The organism is Halomarina halobia (assembly GCF_029338575.1).
Classification (GTDB): domain Archaea; phylum Halobacteriota; class Halobacteria; order Halobacteriales; family Haloarculaceae; genus Halomarina; species Halomarina halobia.
The window spans coordinates 2,645,501-2,664,300 of record NZ_CP119992.1; the positions used below are offsets into that span (position 1 = coordinate 2,645,501).

At 70.3% G+C, this 18,800-nt stretch carries 14 protein-coding genes; 4 read left to right on the forward strand and 10 right to left on the reverse strand.

What is annotated here, in order from left to right:
• Window positions 1–138: 138 nt before the first annotated feature.
• Window positions 139–1,374 carry an MFS transporter gene (locus P1K31_RS14010; RefSeq protein WP_276303948.1) on the forward strand — a complete coding sequence of 412 codons (1,236 nt, stop codon included), beginning with the start codon at window positions 139–141 and terminating at the stop codon, window positions 1,372–1,374.
• Between the two features lie 39 nt (window positions 1,375–1,413).
• Here the strand turns inward: P1K31_RS14010 and P1K31_RS14015 are convergent, their stop codons facing one another.
• Complete coding sequence (locus P1K31_RS14015) at window positions 1,414–3,819, reverse strand: right-handed parallel beta-helix repeat-containing protein (RefSeq protein WP_276303949.1); 2,406 nt, start codon at window positions 3,817–3,819, stop codon at window positions 1,414–1,416.
• A gap of 417 nt (window positions 3,820–4,236) precedes the next feature.
• The gene (locus P1K31_RS14020; protein ID WP_276303950.1) at window positions 4,237–5,406 is read right to left on the reverse strand and encodes a pyridoxal-phosphate-dependent aminotransferase family protein; all 1,170 of its coding nucleotides are present in this window, start codon (window positions 5,404–5,406) and stop codon (window positions 4,237–4,239) included.
• Window positions 5,407–5,505: 99 nt separating this feature from the next.
• Here P1K31_RS14020 and ligA point away from each other — a divergent pair, with 99 nt between their 5' ends.
• Window positions 5,506–7,650, forward strand: coding sequence for an NAD-dependent DNA ligase LigA (gene ligA, locus P1K31_RS14025; RefSeq protein ID WP_276303951.1), 2,145 nt, complete (start codon window positions 5,506–5,508; stop codon window positions 7,648–7,650).
• A gap of 147 nt (window positions 7,651–7,797) precedes the next feature.
• On the opposite strand, the gene P1K31_RS14030 is transcribed toward ligA, so the two are convergent.
• The 4 genes from P1K31_RS14030 to P1K31_RS14045 all read right to left on the reverse strand — a co-directional run bounded on the left by P1K31_RS14030 (window position 7,798) and on the right by P1K31_RS14045 (window position 10,978).
• Complete coding sequence (locus tag P1K31_RS14030) at window positions 7,798–8,634, reverse strand: ABC transporter permease subunit (protein ID WP_276303952.1); 837 nt, start codon at window positions 8,632–8,634, stop codon at window positions 7,798–7,800.
• Window positions 8,635–8,726: 92 nt separating this feature from the next.
• Window positions 8,727–9,560: an ABC transporter permease subunit gene (locus P1K31_RS14035; protein WP_276303953.1), complete on the reverse strand. Its 834-nt coding sequence runs from the start codon at window positions 9,558–9,560 to the stop codon at window positions 8,727–8,729.
• Complete coding sequence (locus P1K31_RS14040; protein ID WP_276303954.1) at window positions 9,557–10,507, reverse strand: ABC transporter ATP-binding protein; 951 nt, start codon at window positions 10,505–10,507, stop codon at window positions 9,557–9,559. Before P1K31_RS14040 ends, P1K31_RS14035 begins: the two co-directional genes overlap by 4 nt.
• 81 nt (window positions 10,508–10,588) lie before the next feature.
• Window positions 10,589–10,978, reverse strand: a complete 390-nt coding sequence (locus P1K31_RS14045; protein ID WP_368410814.1) for a DUF7967 family protein — start codon at window positions 10,976–10,978, stop codon at window positions 10,589–10,591.
• A 33-nt stretch (window positions 10,979–11,011) separates the two neighbouring features.
• Here P1K31_RS14045 and P1K31_RS14050 point away from each other — a divergent pair, with 33 nt between their 5' ends.
• Window positions 11,012–12,772, forward strand: coding sequence for an excinuclease ABC subunit C (locus P1K31_RS14050; RefSeq protein WP_276303955.1), 1,761 nt, complete (start codon window positions 11,012–11,014; stop codon window positions 12,770–12,772).
• Between the two features lie 30 nt (window positions 12,773–12,802).
• Here the strand turns inward: P1K31_RS14050 and P1K31_RS14055 are convergent, their stop codons facing one another.
• Window positions 12,803–13,750, reverse strand: a complete 948-nt coding sequence (locus P1K31_RS14055; protein WP_276303956.1) for a ring-cleaving dioxygenase — start codon at window positions 13,748–13,750, stop codon at window positions 12,803–12,805.
• A gap of 31 nt (window positions 13,751–13,781) precedes the next feature.
• Window positions 13,782–14,120: a DsrE family protein gene (locus tag P1K31_RS14060; protein ID WP_276303957.1), complete on the reverse strand. Its 339-nt coding sequence runs from the start codon at window positions 14,118–14,120 to the stop codon at window positions 13,782–13,784.
• Between the two features lie 159 nt (window positions 14,121–14,279).
• Here P1K31_RS14060 and P1K31_RS14065 point away from each other — a divergent pair, with 159 nt between their 5' ends.
• Complete coding sequence (locus P1K31_RS14065; protein WP_276303958.1) at window positions 14,280–15,446, forward strand: SPFH domain-containing protein; 1,167 nt, start codon at window positions 14,280–14,282, stop codon at window positions 15,444–15,446.
• 86 nt (window positions 15,447–15,532) lie between these two features.
• Here the strand turns inward: P1K31_RS14065 and uvrB are convergent, their stop codons facing one another.
• Entirely contained in the window at window positions 15,533–17,590 is a 2,058-nt protein-coding gene (uvrB, locus tag P1K31_RS14070) for an excinuclease ABC subunit UvrB (RefSeq protein WP_276303959.1), read from the reverse strand.
• Window positions 17,591–18,584: 994 nt separating this feature from the next.
• Window positions 18,585–18,734 (reverse strand): 50S ribosomal protein L40e, encoded by a 150-nt coding sequence (locus P1K31_RS14075; RefSeq protein WP_276303960.1) that lies wholly within the window; start codon window positions 18,732–18,734, stop codon window positions 18,585–18,587.
• Between the last annotated feature and the right edge of the window lie 66 nt (window positions 18,735–18,800).

The following is an 18,800-nucleotide window of genomic DNA, read 5'->3' on the forward strand; positions in this document are numbered from 1 at the left end:
GCCGTGGTCCCCACGGCCCCTCCGACGCCGGTATCCCGTTAGTTGGAGATCGGTAAGGACGCCCGTCACCTCGGGCTGACGAACCACTTCGACGGGGACAACCGACAGTATACTACCCTCCCGCTCGTACTTCGGCGCGTGACCGTTCGACGAACGCGCACCGTCCTCGCCGCGACCGTCTTCGCGGTCCTGTTCGCCCAGGTGCTTCTGTACCCGGGCATCACCGACCTCGTCGCGCTGTGGGCCGACGCGCCCGCCTCCGAGTCGCTCGCGGAGACGGGTCTCGACGCGGGCAAGTGGTTCCTCGCGGCCGAGTTCGCCGGGTTCGTCCTCTTCGCGGGCGCGTGGGGGGCGCTCAGCGACGCGCTCGGCCGCCGCGTCCCGCTCATCACGGCCGGGGCGCTGGGCGGCGCGCTCGGCTACGCGGCGCTCGCCGGCCTCGCGTTCGCGGACGCCTCGTTCGGGACCGTCCTCCTCGTCCGGTTCGCGCAGGGCGCGCTCACCATCGGCGCGTTCTCGCTCTCGATGACGATGCTGATGGACCTGGGCGGCGGCCACGGCCGGAACATGGGCGCGGCCGGGATCGCCATCGGGCTCGGGACGGCGCTCGGCGCGCCGGTCGGCGGCCGCCTCGCGGACCTCGATCCGCTCGCGCCCGTCGTCGCCGCGAGCGCGCTCCTCGTCGTTCCGGGCCTGCTCGTCCTGCTGGTCGGCGACCGCGCGCCGGCCGGGCGCGAGGGCGTCGGTGCGGCGTTCGTGCGCCTCCGGTCGCGCCCGGCGCTCTCGCTCCCCTACGCGTTCGGCTTCATCGACCGCCTGACGGCGGGCTTCTTCGCGCTCGTCGGGACCGTCTACTTCCGCGCCGCCTTCGACCTCGACGCGACGGCGACCGGGCTCCTCCTCGGCGCGTTCTTCGCGCCGTTCGCGCTCCTCCAGTACCCGATGGGCGTGGTCTCGGACCGGATCGGGCGGAAGATCCCCATCGCGCTCGGCTCGACGCTGTACGGCATCGTCGTCGTCGCCGTCGTCCTCGCGCCCGACGTGTCGCTCGTCGCCCTCCTGCTGGTGCTGACGGGGGTCACCGGGGCGTTCATGTCCCCCGCGACGATGGCGCTCGTGACCGACCTCGCGGGCGAGCGCGAGCGGGGGGTCGCCATGGGCGGCTACAACGTCGTCGGCTCGCTCGGCTTCCTCGTCGGCATCGTCGGCGGCGGGACGCTCGCCGCCGCCTTCGGCTTCACCGTCGCCTTCGTAGTCGTGGGGCTCGCGGAGATCGCCCTCGCGGTGGCGGCGCTCCCCGCGCTCTCGCGGGTCGATCCCGAGCGCGTCCGCGTGTTCGATCGCGGCGAAAAGAGCGAGCGTGAGAGCGCCTGAACCGGTCCCCGGCAGGGATCGTCCGGTTTAGTTAGCGGTTCAGATCGACGCCTCGTCCACCGATTCGCCGTTGACCTCCACGTCGGCGTCGCCCACGACGTCGAACGTGACGATCTCGCCCGAGTAGCGGTAGACGTCCCAGCCGCCGGTGGCGATGACGCCCTCGGCCGTCCCGTCGGCGATCCGGTCCTCGGTGCCGTAGTCGGGGTCGAACTCGATGTCGCCGCTGACCTCGATGTGGTACGGCAGGAGGTCTCCGGCGTCGCCCTTGATCGAGATGGTGTTGGGCAGTTCCTCGTCCGATCCGCTCTCGTCGCTCCCGTCGATCCCGAGCTCGTCGGGATCGACGAAGGTGCCGTTGTGGCTGATCTCGGCCGGACCGTCGATGTCGAACGTGACGATCTCGCCCGAGTAGCGGTAGACGTCCCAGCCCCGCGCGAGGACGCCCTGCGCCGTGTTGCCGCTCACCACGTCCTCGACGCCGAACTCGGGGTCGAGTTCGATCGCGCCGTCGACGACGATCCGGTACGGCGAGACGGCCTTGGACCTGAGCGAGAGGACGTTCGGGAGCGACTGGGGCGTCGCGCCGGTCGACCTGGTCGCGGAGCCGCTCCCGTCGTCACCGTCATCACCGCCGTCGTCGTCGGACGACGATCCGCCCTTCGAGGACTTGGACCGCTCGCCGTCGCCGTCCGCCGTCGCGGTCTCGAGGGAGCCGCCGTCGGAGGAGCCGTCGTCACCCGAGCCGTCGCCCGAGGAACCCGAATCGGCGGATCCGCCGTCGGTCTCGTTACCGCCGGTCTCGTTACCGCCCTCCGTCCCACCGCTGGTCGAGTTACCGCTGGTCGCGTTCCCGTCCGTCGCGTTCCCGTCCGTCGCGTTCCCGTCGGTCGACCGCGCGCTCCCCCCGGAGGAGTCGCCGGACTCGTTCGAGGAGTCGTCGGACCCGTCCGCTCCGCCGGAGCCGTCACCGTCGCCGGTGGGTTCGCCGCCCTCGCCGGCCTCGCCCCCCTCGTCGGTGTCGGAGCCGCTCGACGATTCCGCGGAGTCGGAATCCGCCTCCGCGTCGGAATCCGAGTCGCCGTCGCTCCCCGAGTCGCCGGAGGAGCCGCCGCTCGATCCTCCGCTCCCGTTGGCGTCGGGGAGCGGACACGAGCCGCTCTCGTCGATGTTCGAGGTGGCGACGCCGGCGTCGTCCTCGACGACGGGCTCGCCGGGCACGTCGATGGTGGAGTCCTTGACCGTACAGCCGCTGGCGCGGCGCACGACGACGCCGTTGCCCCCCTGCCGGTTGATGCACGAATCGGTGACGGTCGACCCCGAGCGTTCGACGATCTCGATCCCGCCGCGGCGCGGGTCGTCCGACCGACCGGTGATGCTGACGCCATCGACGGTGATCTCGGTCGAGTTCATGTCGTTCGGCGCTCGCGCGAGGAGCGAGGGGTGGGTCGTCTCGTTCCGGAACCGGCAGTTCCGGACGGTCATCGCGCCCGCGGTGGGAGCGACGCGCAGCAACCCGCCGCTGACGTCGGCGGATTCGAGGACGAAGTCGCAGTCCTCGGCGTAGCCGCCCACCTTCTCGTAGCCGCCCGACTCCCACCAGAGGCCGCGGACGTTGTCGAACGCCTCGGGGTCGTTTTCGGCGCTGTCAGTGTCGACGACGAACGTCGATCCCTTCACGTAGGAGCCCTCGCCGGCGATGCGGACCGAGGCGATGTCGTTGTTCTTGAAGAACGAGTTCTCGATGCGCACGTCCCCGTTCGTCCGACTCGCGTAGATGCCGTTCTCGCCGGACTCCTCGATGTGCGCGTTGCGAACGTACAGGGTTCCCCTGTGGGACTTCCCGACGAACATCGCCTGCGTTCCGGAGGGGTAGTCGCCGACCGCGCCGCCCCCGCGACGGACGTAGCCGTCGATGACGCCGGTGCCGTCCTCGTCGTAGATGTAGACGGCGAGCCCCCGCTGGCCGCTTCGAGCGTTGTAGCCGGCGATCTCGAAGTCGTGTACCTGGAGGCCGTCGGTCGGCGCGAAGACGCACCCGACCGACGTCTCGCCGTCCTCGTACTGCTGGAGCGTGACGTTCTCGACGAGGTGGTTGCGACCCCACCGGAGCACCAGGAAGCGGTCGTTGTATCCCTCGGGGAAGACGAACTGCGTGTCACGGCGGCTGTCGCCCGTACCCCGGATGCCGAAGTCCTCCAGTTGGAAGTAGGCGTGTTCTCTCGTCGCGCGGTACTCGCCCGGCGGGAACTCGATGAGCGTCCCGCTCTCCGCGGCGTTCTCGAGCGCGTCGTCGATCGGCCGGTTACCGTTGGGGTCCATGCCGAGGTCGTCGACGGCGTTCACCACCCGATCGAAGGTGATGCCGTGGCGCTTCGCTCCCTCGGCGCTCGCCGTACCGGCGACCCCGAGCAGGCTGAGCGATGCGGTCGTGGCCGCTCCCATCCGGAGATACGATCGCCGATCGAGGCTCAACCGCGAGTCCTCGAGAACCTTTACGTCACCTGTCGCTTGGTCAGTATCAGGGTGATTCCCAGTCATTGACTCGTCGGGATTGCTTTAGACAAGGGATATGAAATTTTTGCTATCTAAACTATTGAGTGGACTTACATTATTTATTCCGTGATAAAATATCTAGATATTTAACCTAGACGGAACATTTCGTCACGATACGTGAAATAAAATTTCCCAACATTCTCTATATCCTGATTTAATCAGATAGATAGGAATTATTTACTGACCTCTTACCTCTCTTTCGCCGGCGTCACGGATGTGTCAGGCGCGCAAACTACTCTGAGAAGTGTTAGAACGTGGGGCGAAGGTGTTCGGCCCGTGAGTCGGGGGGGTCGGGGAGGGAGAGGGTCAGTCGAGCGCTCCCTCGGCGGCGGCGACGCCCGCCTCGACGTCGGCCGCGACGCCGGCGTCGTTCAGCGCCTCGCCGACCGTGCGGACGCCCCGGAGCACCTGCTCGGGGGTGAGGCCCCCCATGTTACTGACGCGGAAGATCTCGCCGCCGAGGTGGGCCTGTCCGCCGGAGAGGCTCACGTTGCGCTCCCTCACCGCGTCGAAGAACGCCGCGGCGTCGTCGCCGCGGACGCCCTCGGGGAGCGCCGTCGCGGTGACCGTGTTCGAGCGCTCGGTCGGTCCCGCGGCGTTCGGGAACGGTTCGAGTCCGAGCGCATCGAACCCCGCGCGGAACGCCCGGGCCTGCCTGCGGTGACGGTCGATGCGCGCCGGCATCCCCTCGGCTTCGATCTCCTCGACCGCCTCTGCGAGCGCGCGGAACAGCGGTACCGCGCTCGTGAAGGGCGTCTGGTGCTGCTTGGCCTTCCGGAGGTGCCACTCCATGTCCTCGTAGAACGGCGCGGACTCGCCGTCGGCGCGCGCGGCGGCGCGCTCGGTGACGAACACGGCGCTGACGCCGGGCGGCGCGGCGAGCGCCTTCTGGGCGTCCGTGATCGCCACGTCGACGCCCCAGTCGTCGATCCGGAACTCGTCGCCGCCGATGCTCGTCACGCCGTCGACGACGAACAGGGCGTCGCGCTCGCGGGCGAGCGCGCCGACCTCGGCCACCGGGTTGAGCAGGCCCGTGGAGGTCTCGTTGTGAACCATCGTGACGACGGCCGTCCCGTCGGTGATCGCGTCCGCGACGGCGTCGAGGTCGAACGACTCGCCCCACTCGACCTCGACTGGCGTCACGCGGGCGTGGCGGTCGGCGATGCGCTCGAATCGCCGACCGAACTTGCCGTTGACGAGCGCGACGACCTCGCTGTCGCCGTCTGCGAGGTTGGCGACGGCCATCTCCATACCCATCGTGGCCGTCCCGTTGAGGACGAGTGCCGTTCCCTCGCCCGTGGCACGCTCGTCGAGTGTCGAGCGCGTAAAGACGTACTCGAGTCCGTCTTGTGCCCGCTCGTAGGTCGCCTCGAACGCCGCCGAGCGGTGCGATACCATCGGCTCGTCCATCGCCCGTCGAACGCGATCCGAGAGGGGGACGGGACCGGGATTCAGCAGGAGGAACTCCTCCGACATATCTCACCCTCCGCCCGCTCGGGGATAAGCCTCCCCGTCCTCGCAAGCTTCGCCGCCGGAACGGCCCGTTTTTAACTCCCTCCGTCCAATCCCTGACCGATGAGTACGGACGCTCGCGAGGCCCCCGACAACCCCTACGTCGAGGACCCACCGACCGAGTTCGAACCGGTCGAGGACCTCACGGAGGCGGCGGCGCGGCGGCAGGCCGAGCAGCTGCGCGAGGCCATCCGCTATCACGACCGGCGCTACTACGTCGAGACGGACCCCGTCATCCCCGACCGAACGTACGACGCGCTCTTCTCCCGTCTCGAGGAACTCGAAGCGACCTTCGATCTCCGGACGGCCGACAGCCCGACCCGGCAGGTCGGCGGCGAGTCGCTCGACGAGTTCGACACCGTCGAGCACGTCGCCCCGATGCTGTCGATCGATTCGAGCGGCGAGGCGGCGGACGTCTACGACTTCGACCGCCGCGTTCACGAACTGCTCGGCCTCTCGCAGACCGCCGGCGAGTCGTCGGGACAGTCGTCGCTCGACGCCTACGCGGACGGCTCGGTGGAGTACTTCTGCGAGCCGAAGTTCGACGGCGTCTCGATCGAGGTGATCTACGAGGACGGCCGGTACGCGCGCGCGGCGACGCGCGGCGACGGCAGGCGCGGCGACGACGTGACCGCGAACGTCCGCACGATCCGCTCGATACCCCTCCGCCTCTCGGGGGACTACCCCGAGTTCCTGGCCGTCCGCGGGGAGGTGTACATCCCCCGCGACGCGTTCCAGGCGTACAACCGCGAGCGCGTCGAGCGCGGCGACGAACCCTTCGCCAACCCGCGCAACGCCGCCGCGGGGACGCTCCGCCAGCTCGACCCCGCCGTGACCGCCGAGCGGCCGCTCGACTGCTTCTTCTTCGACGTCCTCGACTCCTCCTACGGGTTCGAGACCCACAGCGAGCGACAGGCGGCGCTCCCGACGTGGGGACTGAAGGTCAACGAGCGCGCCGCGCTCGCCGACGATATCGAGGACGCGATCGACTACCGCGACCGCCTCGTCGAGGACCGCGACGACCTCGACTACGAGGTCGACGGCGCGGTGATCAAGGTGAACGACCTCGAGCAGTGCGACCGGCTGGGGGCGACCTCCCGCGCGCCGCGGTGGGCCTACGCGTACAAGCTCCCCGCGCGCACCGAGGAGACGACGGTGCGCGACATCGTCGTGCAGGTCGGACGGACCGGGCGGCTCACGCCGGTGGCGCTGCTCGACCCGGTGGACGTGTCGGGTGTGACCGTCTCGCGGGCGAGCCTCCACAACCCCGATCAGATCGCGGAGCTGGGCGTCGCCGTCGGCGACCGGGTGCGCATCCAGCGCGCGGGGGACGTCATCCCCTACGTGGACGAGGTGGTCGAGAACGGCGGCGACGGGCACTTCGAGTTCCCCGAGCGCTGTCCGGTCTGCGACAGCGCGGTCGAGTTCGACGGCCCGCTCGCGTTCTGCACCGGCGGGCTCGCCTGCCCGGCGCAGTTGAAGCGCGCCATCGAGCACTACGTGAGTCGCGGCGGCCTCGACATCGAGGGGCTGGGCGAGCAGCGGCTCGACCAGCTCATCGAGACGGGGCTCGTCGAGTCGATCCCCGACCTCTATGACCTCCGGATGGCCGACCTCGCGCGGCTCGACGGCTGGGGGGAGCGGAGCGCGCGGAACCTCCTCGACGAGCTGGAGGCGAAGAAGGAGCCACGGCTCGACGCCTTCCTCGCGGCGCTCGGCGTCCGCGAGGTCGGGCCGACGACCGCGACCTCGCTCGCGCGCGAGTTCGGATCGCTCGACGCCGTGATGGCGGCGGACGAGGACGAACTCCAGGAGGTGGACGACGTGGGGCCGACCGTCGCCCGGGAGGTCCGCGAGTTCTTCGGGAGCGAGCGGAACCGCGAGGTCATCGAGGCGCTGCGCGAGCGCGGCGTCGAGCCGCAGGCGGTGGACGTCGAGACGAGCGACGCGCTCGACGGGCTCACGTTCGTCTTCACCGGGGCGCTCGACGGCTACACGCGCGGCGAGGCCCAGGAGCTCGTCGAACGCCACGGCGCGAACGCCACGAGCAGCGTCTCGGGGAACACGGACTACCTGGTCGCGGGCGACAACCCGGGGGGGAGCAAGCTCGACGACGCCGAGGAGGAGGACGTGCCGGTGCTCGATCGGGACGGGTTCGAGGAGCTCCTGGCCGAGCGCGGCGTCGAGGTGGACGCCGCGAGCGCGTGAGGCGGGGAGCCGCTGCTGGACGGGTGTGGGCGAACAGGCGACGCGAGGGCGGCCGCGCGGCGGTGCGTCGCGCGATCGCGGGACGCCGCGCGGTGACGGTCAGCGCACGGGGTCCCTGGCCGCGGCTTCGTTTATAAACTCTCGTCCTCACGTCAGGTCGGCCCGGCGGAACCGCCGGTAGCCGAGCGCGAGGGGGACGACGACCCAGAGCGCGAGGATCGGGAGGCCCAGTTCGTCCCGCAGGTAGAGCGGCTGGGATCCCGGCTCGGCGGCCCGGTTCGCCGTGCCGATGGCGACGCGGGCGGCCGCGCCGTAGGCCTCCTGCGGGTTCAGCCGTCGGAGGAACTGCGACCAGTCGGGCGCGGTCGCCGCGCCGAACGCCGGGAACGTCCCGTCGACGGCGTAGACGAGCAGGTCGTTGAGCGGACCCCAGAGGAACTGAAAGAGCACGAACGCGCCGAACGCGACGACTGCGGCGCGCGTCGTCGAGGCGGTCGCGGCGGAGATGCCGACGCCGATGGCGACGAACGCGAGCGCGTACAGCAGCGTCACGGCGAGGAAGGCGAGGTAGACGGACGGGTCGAACCCGCGGAGCAGGGCGAGGACGGCCACCGCCCCCGTCAGGAACCCGACGACGACGGAGACGAAGACGACGCCGGCGCGCCCCACGAGCTTGCCGAACAGGACGTCCCCGCGCGTGTAGGGCAGCGAGAGGAGGAGTTTGAGGCTGCCGGACTCGCGTTCGCCGACGACCGCCCGGTAGCCGACGAGCAGACCGATCAGCGGCACGAGCACCGACGTCGGCGTGAGGAGGCTCGTCAGCAGCACGCCCGTCGAGTTCAGCGGGAGCGGGAGCACCTCGACGAAGAGGAAGCTCGCCCCGGCGACGAACAGCACGAACAGCACGGTCAGCGAGAGCAGGGTCCGCGAGCGGATCGCGTCCCGGAAGTCCTTGCGGGCGACCCCGAGCCACCTGCCGGTCATCCCCGCGGTCCCCCCGTACCGTCGCCGCTCGCGGCCGTGGTCTCGACCATGCGCCCGGTCGGGGCGGGAGGGAAAAAACGGTTGAGGCCGCGCTAGAGGTCGGCCCGGTTGAACTGGGCGAAGCCGAGCGCGAGGGGGACGACCAGCCAGCACACGAGGACGACCAGCCCGAACCACTCCTGGAGGTAGAACGGGACGTCCGTCGCGCCCGTCTCGAGGCCGGGGATGAGCGCCCGCGCGGCGTTCCCGTAGGCCGCGCTCGGCGAGAGCGTCGACACGAAGGTGACGAGGTTCTGGATCGTCTCCGACGGTGGGGTCCTCGGCGTCAGCGTGAAGCCGTTGATGACGTACAGGAGCACGAGCGGGACGACGTCCCAGAGGAACTCGAGGACGACGAACAGGCCGACCGCGCCCGCGAGCGCCTTCGACGTGGAGGACATGAACGACGAGAAGCCGATGCCGATACCGATGTAGACGAGCGCGAAGAACATCGTCAGCAGCACGAACAGCCCGTACGCGCCGGGTTCGAGGCTGCCGTACTCGGCGACGACGACGGCCGCCGCGACGGCGAAGCCGACGGCGATGGCGACGACCACGGAGAGGGTGCGCCCGACGAACTTCCCGAGGATCATCTCGCTTCGCGTGTGGGGCAGCGAGAGGAGGAGTTTGAGGCTGCCGGACTCGCGCTCGCCGACGATCGCCTTGTAGCTGATCATCAGCCCGATGATGGGGACGAGCAGGCCGGTCGGGAGCAGCAGGAACCCGAGTAGGCCGAGGACCTCCGCGCCGCTCCCGGGCGTGGCGATGTTGCTGTAGAAGTACGCGACGCCCGCCGCGAACAGCACGAACAGCGCCGACAGCCCCCAGAGCCACTTCGACCGCGCGGAGTCGTGGAAGTCCTTCCGCGCGACAGCGGTCCAGCTCACGCCTCCACCTCGGTCTCGGAGTCGCGCCGCGGGGACGAGCGGTCGCCGTCCGTGTAGCTCGCGAACAGCTCCTCGAGCGAGGCCTTGTCCGTGGAGAAGTCGCGAACCTCGCCGCCCGCCTCCTCGACGGCGGTGAGGACGGCCGTCTTCGAGCCGTCCTGGATCGAGACGACGAGCGCGTCGCCGTCGACGGCGACGCCGGTCACGCCGGGGACGTCGCGCGCGGCGGCGACCGCCGCGTCGGACACCGCGGTCATGCGGACGGTGAGCGTCGAGCCGCTGCCCATCGACTGTCGCAGCCCCTCGATGCTGTCCTCGGCGACGAGTTCGCCCGCCCGGAGGATGCCGACGCGGTCGCAGACGGCCTCGACCTGCTCCAGGATGTGACTCGAGAAGAACACCGTCGCGCCCCGGGCGTTCTCCTCGCGGATGATGTCGCGCATCTCCCGCGCGCCGTTGGGGTCGAGTCCCGTCGAGGGTTCGTCGAGGATCAGCAGGTCCGGTTCGCCCACGAGCGCCATCGCGAGGACGAGCCGCTGGGTCATCCCCTTCGAGTAGCCGCCCGCCTTCCGGTCCGCGGCGTCGGCGATGCCGACGCGCTCGAGGAGGGCCATCGGATCGTCGTCGGTCTCCTTCGAGTCGATGGCGAACTCGACGTGTTGGCGGCCAGTGAGGCGGTTGTACACGTCGTACCCGTCCGGGAGGACGCCGGTGCGGGCGCGAATCGCCTGCGACTCGCGCTGGGCGTCCATTCCGAGGACGGTCGCCGTCCCCTCGGTCGGCCGGATGAAGTCGAGCAGGACGTTGATCGTCGTCGACTTCCCCGCGCCGTTCGGGCCGAGAAATCCGTATATCTCGCCGTCTTCGACCGTGAGGTCGAGGTCGCGGAGGGCGACGACGCCGTCACCGAACCGCTTGGTGACGCCGTTCGATTGTATAGCGGGCATACGGGCGCGACTTGCGTCGGGGAACAGAAAGTCTTTGCTCCGCTTTTATACCTCGATAGTCATTCGTGCACGCGCCCCACGTCAGATCGTGTCGTCGGGGGCGTGTCGGTCCGCCATCCGGGCCGCCTCCCTCGCGTAGCGCTCGCGCGTCTCGTCGTCCTCGACGGCGGCGAGGTCGTCCGGGTCGGCCTCGATCGCGGCGGTCACGCCGCCGGAGCCGCCGAGGAGGTTCGCGGACCGCTCTCGCTTCCGGTACCGCTCGCCGTCCGGCGTGGCGTAGACCAGCGTGATGAGGTTCCGGTCGTCGTAGGTGCGCTCGACCAGCCAGAGGCGGACGGTCCCGCCGTCCGCGTCGTCGTCGGGCATGGCGCGCCCTTCGTCCGGCGGCGACTTGTATCCCGTCGGCCGTCCCCGTGTCGCGATGGTCGCGGCCTCGCCATCGGCGGTCGGCGTGCGGCGCGAACGCGTCACCCTCTTACCCCTCGCGGCCCTCGATTTCGGTGAATGGACTCGGCGGCAGTGCGCGAGCGAGCGGGCGAGTTGCCCCGCTCCCCCGGCGTCTACCTCTTTCTCGACGACCGCGAGGTCGTCCTCTACGTCGGGAAGGCGGTCGAGTTGCGCGCCCGCGTGCGCTCCTACGCCGACCCGCGGAGCGCGCGCATCCGTCGGATGGTCGAGCGGGCGCGGGGGATCGACTTCGCCGTCACGGACACGGAGACGCAGGCGCTCCTGCTCGAGGCGAACCTCATCAAGCGCCACCAGCCGCGGTACAACGTCCGCCTGAAGGACGACAAGTCCTACCCGCTGGTGCAGCTCACGGACCACGAGTTCCCCCGCATCGAGGTGACGCGCGACCCGGACGACTCGGCCACCGTCTACGGCCCCTACACCGACAAGGGACGGGTCGACACCGTGGTGAAGGCGCTGCGCGAGACCTACGGCGTCCGGGGCTGTTCGGACCACAAGTTCGCCGGCCGGAACCGCCCCTGCCTGGACTACGACATCGGCCTCTGTACGGCCCCGTGCACCGGGGAGATCACCCGCGAGGGGTACGTCGCGGACGTCGAGTCGGTGAAGCGCTTCTTCGAGGGGGAGGCGGGCGTGCTGGCCGACCCGATCCGCCGGGCGATGGAGGCGGCGAGCCAGGATCGGCAGTTCGAGCGGGCGGCCCACCTGCGCGACCGCCTCGCCGCGGTCGAGGCGTTCCACGGGGGCGGCGGCGAGGCGGTCGTCGCCCGCGACCGGCGGACGGTGGACGTGCTCGGGGTCGCAATCGAGGGCGAGCGGGCGACCGTCGCCCGCCTGCGCAGCGAGGACGGGAAGCTCGTCGACCGCGAGCGCCACACCCTCTCGACGCCCGGAGACGACGGCGAGACGGACGGCGTCGCGGGCGTACTCGCCGCGTTCGTCCCGCAGTACTACGCCGAGCGCGCGCTCCCCGACGAACTACTCGTCCCGGAGCGCCCGGAGGGCGAGGAGGTCGCCGCGTGGCTGGAGCGCGAGGGCGTCTCGCTGCGCGTTCCCGGCGCGGGGCGGGAGGCGACGCTGGTCGATCTCGCGCTGAAGAACGCCCGAGGCGGCGTGGGTCGCCGCGACGAGGCCGGTGCCCTCGCTGACGCGCTCGCGGCCGCCTACCCCGACCTCCCGGCGCGGATCGAGCGGATCGAGGGGTTCGACGTGAGCCACGCGCAGGGTCGGGCGGTCGTCGGCTCGAACGTCGCGTTCGTCGGTGGCTCGCCCAAGAAGGGCGACTACCGGCGGAAGAAGCTCGACGACCGCAACGACGACTACGCGAACATGCGTGATCTGGTGCACTGGCGGGCGGACCGGGCGGTCGCGGGGCGCGACGAGCGCCCCGACCCGGACCTCCTGCTGATCGACGGTGGGGAGGGACAGCTCGCGGCGGCCCGCGAGGCGCTCGCCGACGCCGGGTGGGACGTGCCAGCCGTCGGCCTCGCCAAGCGCGAGGAGCGGGTGATCACGCCGGAGGGATCGTACGACTGGCCGGGAGACGCCCCCCACCTCCACCTGCTCCAGCGGGTGCGCGACGAGGCCCACCGGTTCGCGGTCCAGTACCACCAGACGCTGCGCGACGAGGTGCGGACCGTGCTCGACGACGTGCCCGGCGTCGGCCCGCGGACGCGGCGTCGGCTGCTCCGGCGGTTCGGCAGCGTGGAGAACGTGCGCGAGGCGACCGTCGAGGACCTGACGAGCGTCGAGGGGGTCGGCCCGAAGACCGCCGAGACGCTGCGGCGTCGGCTCTAGTCGACCGGTTCGACGACGGGCGAGCCCCCGTCAGTCCGCGTCCGCCGTCCCGCGCTCGGCGGGGAACGGCGAGAGGTGCGCCTCCACGTCCTCGCGTCGATCCTCCAGCCAGACGGGGAGCATCAGCTCGCGCCCGAGTTCGCTCGGCTCCTCGTCGACGGTGAAGCCGGGGTCGTCGGTCGCGAGTTCGAACGCGCACCCGCCGGGTTCGCGGAAGTAGAGCGACCGGAAGTACCGTCGGTCGACCACGGGCGAGACGTTCGTCCCGAGCGCGGCGATGGCCTCGCCCAGTTCGGCCTGCTCGGCCGCCGACTCGACGCGGAACGCGACGTGGTGAACGTGCCCCGGGCCGACCGGCGCGGGCCCCGTCTCGACCCGGCGGACGATGTCGAGGACGCTTCCCACGCGCCCGACGCTCCGGTAGCGCAGGCGGTCCCCGTCCGTCCCGTCGAGCGCGTACCCCAGCGAGTCCTCCACGAACCGCGCCGTCGCCTCGGGGTCCTCCACGGCGACGGTGACGCCGAAGAGCCCGCGAACGGCCTCGGTCGTCGGGACGCTCCCGCCGGTCCACGGCTCGACGCCGCCGTCGACCGCCACGAGTTCCAGCGAGAGGCCGTCGGGGTCGGTGAACGAGAGCACGGGCAGATCGAACCGCTCGCCGCGGGTCACTTCGACGCCGTGGGCGCGGAGGCGATCGATCCAGTACCCGTGGGACTGTGGCGGGACGACGAACCCGAAGGCGGTCACTTCGCCCGTCGTGGGCTGTTCGACGTCGTCGGCGTCGGACCACGGCGAGAAGGTCAGGATCGTTCCGGGCGCGCCGGTCCCGTTACCGTAGTAGAGGTGGTGCGCGTACGGGTCATCTGTGGCGACGGTCTGCTTCACGAGGCGCAGGCCGAGCAGGTCCCGGTAGAACGCGAGGTTGCGGTCGAGCGACTCGGTGAAGGCCGTCACGTGGTGGAGTCCGCGGATCGTCATAGTGTGATGTCCGGTCGCCGCGCCCGACCCGTCAGGGGACCTTGACGTAGTGGTACCCCGACGCCTGCAACTTCGAGACCGTGCCGATCCCCGAACTACCGGGTTCGACGCCCGCGAGCAGGTCGGCCGTCGGGATCTCCCGCGTCCGCAGCGAGTTGCCGCAGGCGTAGAAGTCGACGGCACCGTCGAGGTCGGCCACGTCGTCGGCGTGCGTCGATCCCTCGACGAGCATCCACACGGCGTCGCCGTTGGCGACGAAGGCGACCGACTCCAGGGGGACGGTGTCGTCGCCCAGGAGGTTGCGCGCGTTCGCGAGCGCGTGTCCCCGGTCGTCGTCCGATCCGCTCGAACAGTGCAAGACGACGTTCATCGCTACTAGACATGTTGGCACGGGGCATAAGCTAGGGGTACTAGCCGTCGCGCGATGTCCCGGTGGTCCCCTCGGAATCGCTCGCCGCCGGCCGTCGGCGGACGCGTGACAGGTAACTCGCCCGAAACGTTTACCCCCGTCTCGGTCGAATCCTCGGACATGAGTCAGCGCGGCGTGTTCTACGAACTCGGGCGGGCCTCGGCGTGGCTGAACGCCGTCGAGGGACCCAGACCGAGCGGGGCCGGTCGGCCCGCCGTCGGGGTCGCGGCCCTCGCCGCGCTGGGGGTCGCGTACGTCGCGGGGTTCGTCAGTTTCGCCGTCTTCGCGGTCGCCCTCTCTCTCCTACTCGCCGTCGCCACCGTCGTGAGCGCGGTCGAACTCGTGCAGGCGTACGAGCGGCGCGCGCTCACCGTCTTCGGCGCGTATCGGGGGTTGCTCGCCCCGGGTCTCCACTTCGTCCCGCCGTTCGTCTCGCGCACCTACCGGTTCGACGTGCGGACGGAGGCGCTCGACGTACCGACCCAGGAGGCAATCACCCGCGACAACTCGCCGGTCAGGGCCGACGCCGTCCTCTACGTGCGCGTCGTGGACGCCGAGCGGGCGTTCCTCGGCGTGGACGACTACCGCCGGGCGACGCTCTACCTCGCCCAGACCACCCTCCGGGCGGTGCTCGGCGACATGGACCTCGACGACACGCTCTCCCGTCGGGAGGCGATCAACGCCCGGATCCAGGAGCAGCTGGACGAGCCGACCGACGCGTGGGGCGTGCGCGTCGAGGCGGTCGAGGTGCGCGAGGTGCGACCCAGTTCGGGCGTCGTCGACGCGATGGAGCAGCAGAGCGCCGCCGAGCGCCGCCGCCGCGCCATGATCCTCGAGGCCCAGGGCGAGCGGGTCAGCGCCATCGAGCGCGCCGAGGGCGCGAAGCGGGCGAACGTCATCCGCGCGCAGGGCGAGAAGCGCGCGCGTGTCCTCGAGGCCCAGGGCGACGCCGTCTCGACCGTCCTCCGCGCCAGGGCGGCCGAGTCGATGGGCGAGCGCGCCATCGTCGAGAAGGGCATGGAGACGCTCGAGCGCATCGGCCGGTCGCCCTCCACCACGGTCGTCCTCCCGCAGGAGCTCACCTCGCTGCTCGGGCGCTACGGCAGGCACCTCTCGGGGAGCGACGCGCGCGACGGCGCGCCGGTCCTCGAGGGCCGGGCGTTCGACGCCGAGACGCGCGAACTGCTCGGGCTCGACGACTTCGCGGGGGAGTTCGACGCCGACGCGATTCCGATCGAGATCGAGGACGATACCGGGAAGATCGACGAGGAGGCCGTCGAGCGGTAGTCCTCGCGCGTGGTCGCACTCCTCGATCGTCGTAGGTAGCCGTCCGGGGTCCGTTCCGTCGGAAGCGGTGTCGCGGTTCCTCGCGCCTAGAACTCGCCCTCCGGGGCGGGGACGCCATCGTCCTCCCGGTCAAGTTCGTACGCCCGCCGCACCTCCCGGATGCGGTCGCGGATGTCGGCGGCGAGTTCGAACTCCAGGTTCTCCGCCGCCTCGCGCATCCGGGCTTCGAGTTCGGCGACGTACTCCTCGGCCTCCTCGGGGCTGTCGGGCTCGACGCCCGCCACGGAACTGGTGTCCGTCTTGCTCCCCGGGAGGTTCGTCTCGCCGACCGCCTTGTCGATGGTCCGGGGGGTGTGGCCGTGCTCCTCGTTGAACTCGCGCTGGATCTCGCGGCGTCGCCGGGTCTCCTCGATCGCGTCGGCCATCGCGTCGGTCGTCTCGTCGGCGTACAGCACCACCTCGCCGTTGACGTTGCGGGCGGCCCGACCCATCGTCTGGATCAGGGTGGTCGTCGAGCGCAGGAACCCCTGCTGGTCGGCGTCGAGGACGGCGACGAGCGACACCTCGGGGATGTCGAGGCCCTCCCGGAGGAGGTTGATGCCGACGAGGACGTCGAACTCCCCCAGTCGGAGACCGCGGACGAGTTCGTGGCGCTCCAGGGTGTCCGTCTCGTCGTGCATGTACTCGACGGCGACGCCCGCCTCCTCTAGGTACTCGGTGAGGTCCTCGGCCATGCGCTTGGTCAGCGTGGTCACCAGCACGCGCTCGTCGTCGGCCACGCGCCCGTCGATGCGCGCCATGAGGTCGTCCACCTGTCCCTCCGCGGGCGAGACCTCCACCCGCGGGTCCACGAGGTGGGTGGGGCGGACGATCTGCTCGACCACCTGCTCGCTGCGCTCGCGCTCGTAGTCCCCCGGCGTCGCGCTCACGTAGAGCAGGTCGCCGGCCCGCTCCTCGAACTCCTCGAAGGTGAGCGGGCGGTTGTCGTACGCCGTCGGGAGGCGAAAGCCGTTCTCCACGAGCGAGTCCTTGCGCGACTTGTCGCCGGCGAACTGGCCCTTCACCTGCGGGAGCGTCACGTGCGACTCGTCGACGACGGTGAGGAAGTCGTCGGGGAAGTAATCGAGCAGGGTGTACGGCGCGTCGCCGGAGTCCCGATCCGAGAGGTGGACGGAGTAGTTCTCGATGCCCGAGCAGTACCCCGCCTCCCGCAGCATCTCGAGGTCGAAGGTGGTGCGCTCCTCGATGCGCTGGGCGGCGAGCAGGTCGCCCTGGCGCTCGAAGTACCGCACGCGCTCGTGCATCAGTTCCTCGATCTCGCCGATCGCGCGTTCCAGTCGGTCCTCGGGGATCGAGTAGTGCTCCGCGGGGTGGACGAGCACGGCCCGCTGTTCGCCCCTCGACTCCCCCTCCAGCGTGTCGATCTTCTGCATCCGGTCGATCTCGTCGCCCCAGAACTCGATCCGGACGGCGTAGCGCCCGTACATGGGGAACACCTCGACGGTGTCCCCGCGAACGCGGAACGCCCCCTGCGTGAAGTCCACGTCGTTGCGCTCGTAGTTGAGGTCCACGAGTCGGCCCAGCAACTCGTCGCGGTCGATCTCCTGGCCGACCTCGAGACGCAGCGCCATGTCCTCGTAGTTGCGCGGGTCGCCGAGGCCGTAGATCGCCGACACGGAGGCGACCACGATCACGTCGTCGCGGGTGAGCAGCGAGCGCGTCGCGGAGTGGCGCAGCCGGTCGATCTCGTCGTTGATCGAGGCGTCCTTGTCGATGTAGGTGTCCGTCTGCTCGACGTACGCCTCCGGCTGGTAGTAGTCGTAGTAGGAGACGAAGTACTCGACCGCGTTGTCGGGGAACAGCGACCGGAACTCGTCGTAGAGCTGGGCCGCGAGCGTCTTGTTGTGTGCGAGCACCAGCGTCGGCTTCTGCACCTCCTCGATAACCCACGCGACGGTGTTGGTCTTCCCCGACCCCGTCACGCCGAGGAGGGTCTGCTCGCGCATCCCGCTCTCGTATCCGGACGCCAACTGCTCGATAGCTTCCGGTTGATCGCCCGCCGGCTCGAACGGCGCGTCCACGCGAAACGGTCTGTCGAGTCCGGGACGGTCCGGCTGGAGCGGGCCGGAGCCTGTGTCGCTCATTGCCTGAGGGTGGAGACGGACGTACTTCAGCGGTGCGCTCGCGGAGTGAAGGTGAACGACGCGCTGACCGCTCGTCGGGGACCTCGACCCGTCGAACGGCGACGCGAACACCTCCGAAGCCCTCGCGCTCACGACCCTGCTCACGGCGCTTCGCGCCGTTCGCACGTCTCTCGCTGCGGGCGGCTCGCCACGCTCCCCGCTCCGCTGCAGTACTGAGTGGGTGAGACTCGCTCCGCTCGTCTCGCCGCGTTCCGCTCGCGCTGTCGCCGGCCATCGACGGGCTTCCAGCGATCCCTCTAGTCCCGCCCGGCTCGCAAAACCGTCGATCCCCTGCCCCGAGAACGCTCGCCTACGCCGGGACGCGAAGCGTCTGCCTGCTCTCGTTCGCTTTGCTCACGACCCCTCGATTCCGCCGGGGAGCAGCGCCGCTGACGAACCATCCCACCGCCGTCGCCAGCGTGGCATCCGTGAGCGAGCCAGCGACGCTGGCGAGCGAGCGGACGCGTCGAACTCTCGAAGGAGCGGAGCGACTGAGGGGGTGAGACGCGGTTTTGGTCCAGCTTTTACCAGGGAGTCGGGCGCGACCGCGAAGCGTGTCGGGCCCGGCGACCGTCACCAGAACGCTCCGCGTTCTGGTTGGCTGCACGAGAGCTTCGCTCTCGTGAACGCAGTAAAAGGTGGGCGTGCAGGCGACCCCGCGGGCTGCCCGCAGGGTGTGGGGTCGCGCAACCGCGGAGCACCCCGCGACGAACGTTACGTCACGGGGGCCTCTGGTCCCGCTCTCGGGTATAAAGGTACGGACGGAGCGAACGCTCTGGGCAACCTGAACACCGCTGACGCCAGCGCGGCAGCCGTGAGTGAGCGCCGCAGGCGCGAACGAGCGGGCCGAGGAGTCACCGAAGGGAACAACGAGGCTTTTGGTCCAGATTTTGCCAGGGAGCCGTCAGCGACCGTGAAGCGTGTCGCTGACAGGCGACCGTAGCAAAAGGTGGTTTTAGACCGCGCGGCGCTCCTTCGCCTTCTGGCGGAGGTGCTTGTAGCCGCACTTGCGACAGCGCTTCGCGCGCGGCGGGTTGCGGGCGTTACAGCGCATGCAGATCTGCTTCTGGAGGAGTCGCTTCTCTGCTTCCGGGAAACTGGCCATGTGCGAACGTCTCGATACTCGCGGTTAAGGATTGCGAGTCGCCCACCGACGGTACGCGGGCACCTA

Coding starts and splice junctions, on each gene's coding strand:
- ligA (WP_276303951.1), top strand. CDS start 5,506: ATGAGTACGGACGCTCGCGAGGCCCCCGACAACCCCTACGTCGAGGAC.
- uvrB (WP_276303959.1), bottom strand. CDS start 17,590: ATGAGCGACACAGGCTCCGGCCCGCTCCAGCCGGACCGTCCCGGACTC.
- P1K31_RS14055 (WP_276303956.1), bottom strand. CDS start 13,750: ATGACGATCCGCGGACTCCACCACGTGACGGCCTTCACCGAGTCGCTC.
- P1K31_RS14015 (WP_276303949.1), bottom strand. CDS start 3,819: ATGGGAGCGGCCACGACCGCATCGCTCAGCCTGCTCGGGGTCGCCGGT.
- P1K31_RS14050 (WP_276303955.1), top strand. CDS start 11,012: ATGGACTCGGCGGCAGTGCGCGAGCGAGCGGGCGAGTTGCCCCGCTCC.
- P1K31_RS14065 (WP_276303958.1), top strand. CDS start 14,280: ATGAGTCAGCGCGGCGTGTTCTACGAACTCGGGCGGGCCTCGGCGTGG.
- P1K31_RS14020 (WP_276303950.1), bottom strand. CDS start 5,406: ATGTCGGAGGAGTTCCTCCTGCTGAATCCCGGTCCCGTCCCCCTCTCG.
- P1K31_RS14075 (WP_276303960.1), bottom strand. CDS start 18,734: ATGGCCAGTTTCCCGGAAGCAGAGAAGCGACTCCTCCAGAAGCAGATC.
- P1K31_RS14040 (WP_276303954.1), bottom strand. CDS start 10,507: ATGCCCGCTATACAATCGAACGGCGTCACCAAGCGGTTCGGTGACGGC.
- P1K31_RS14060 (WP_276303957.1), bottom strand. CDS start 14,120: ATGAACGTCGTCTTGCACTGTTCGAGCGGATCGGACGACGACCGGGGA.
- P1K31_RS14030 (WP_276303952.1), bottom strand. CDS start 8,634: ATGACCGGCAGGTGGCTCGGGGTCGCCCGCAAGGACTTCCGGGACGCG.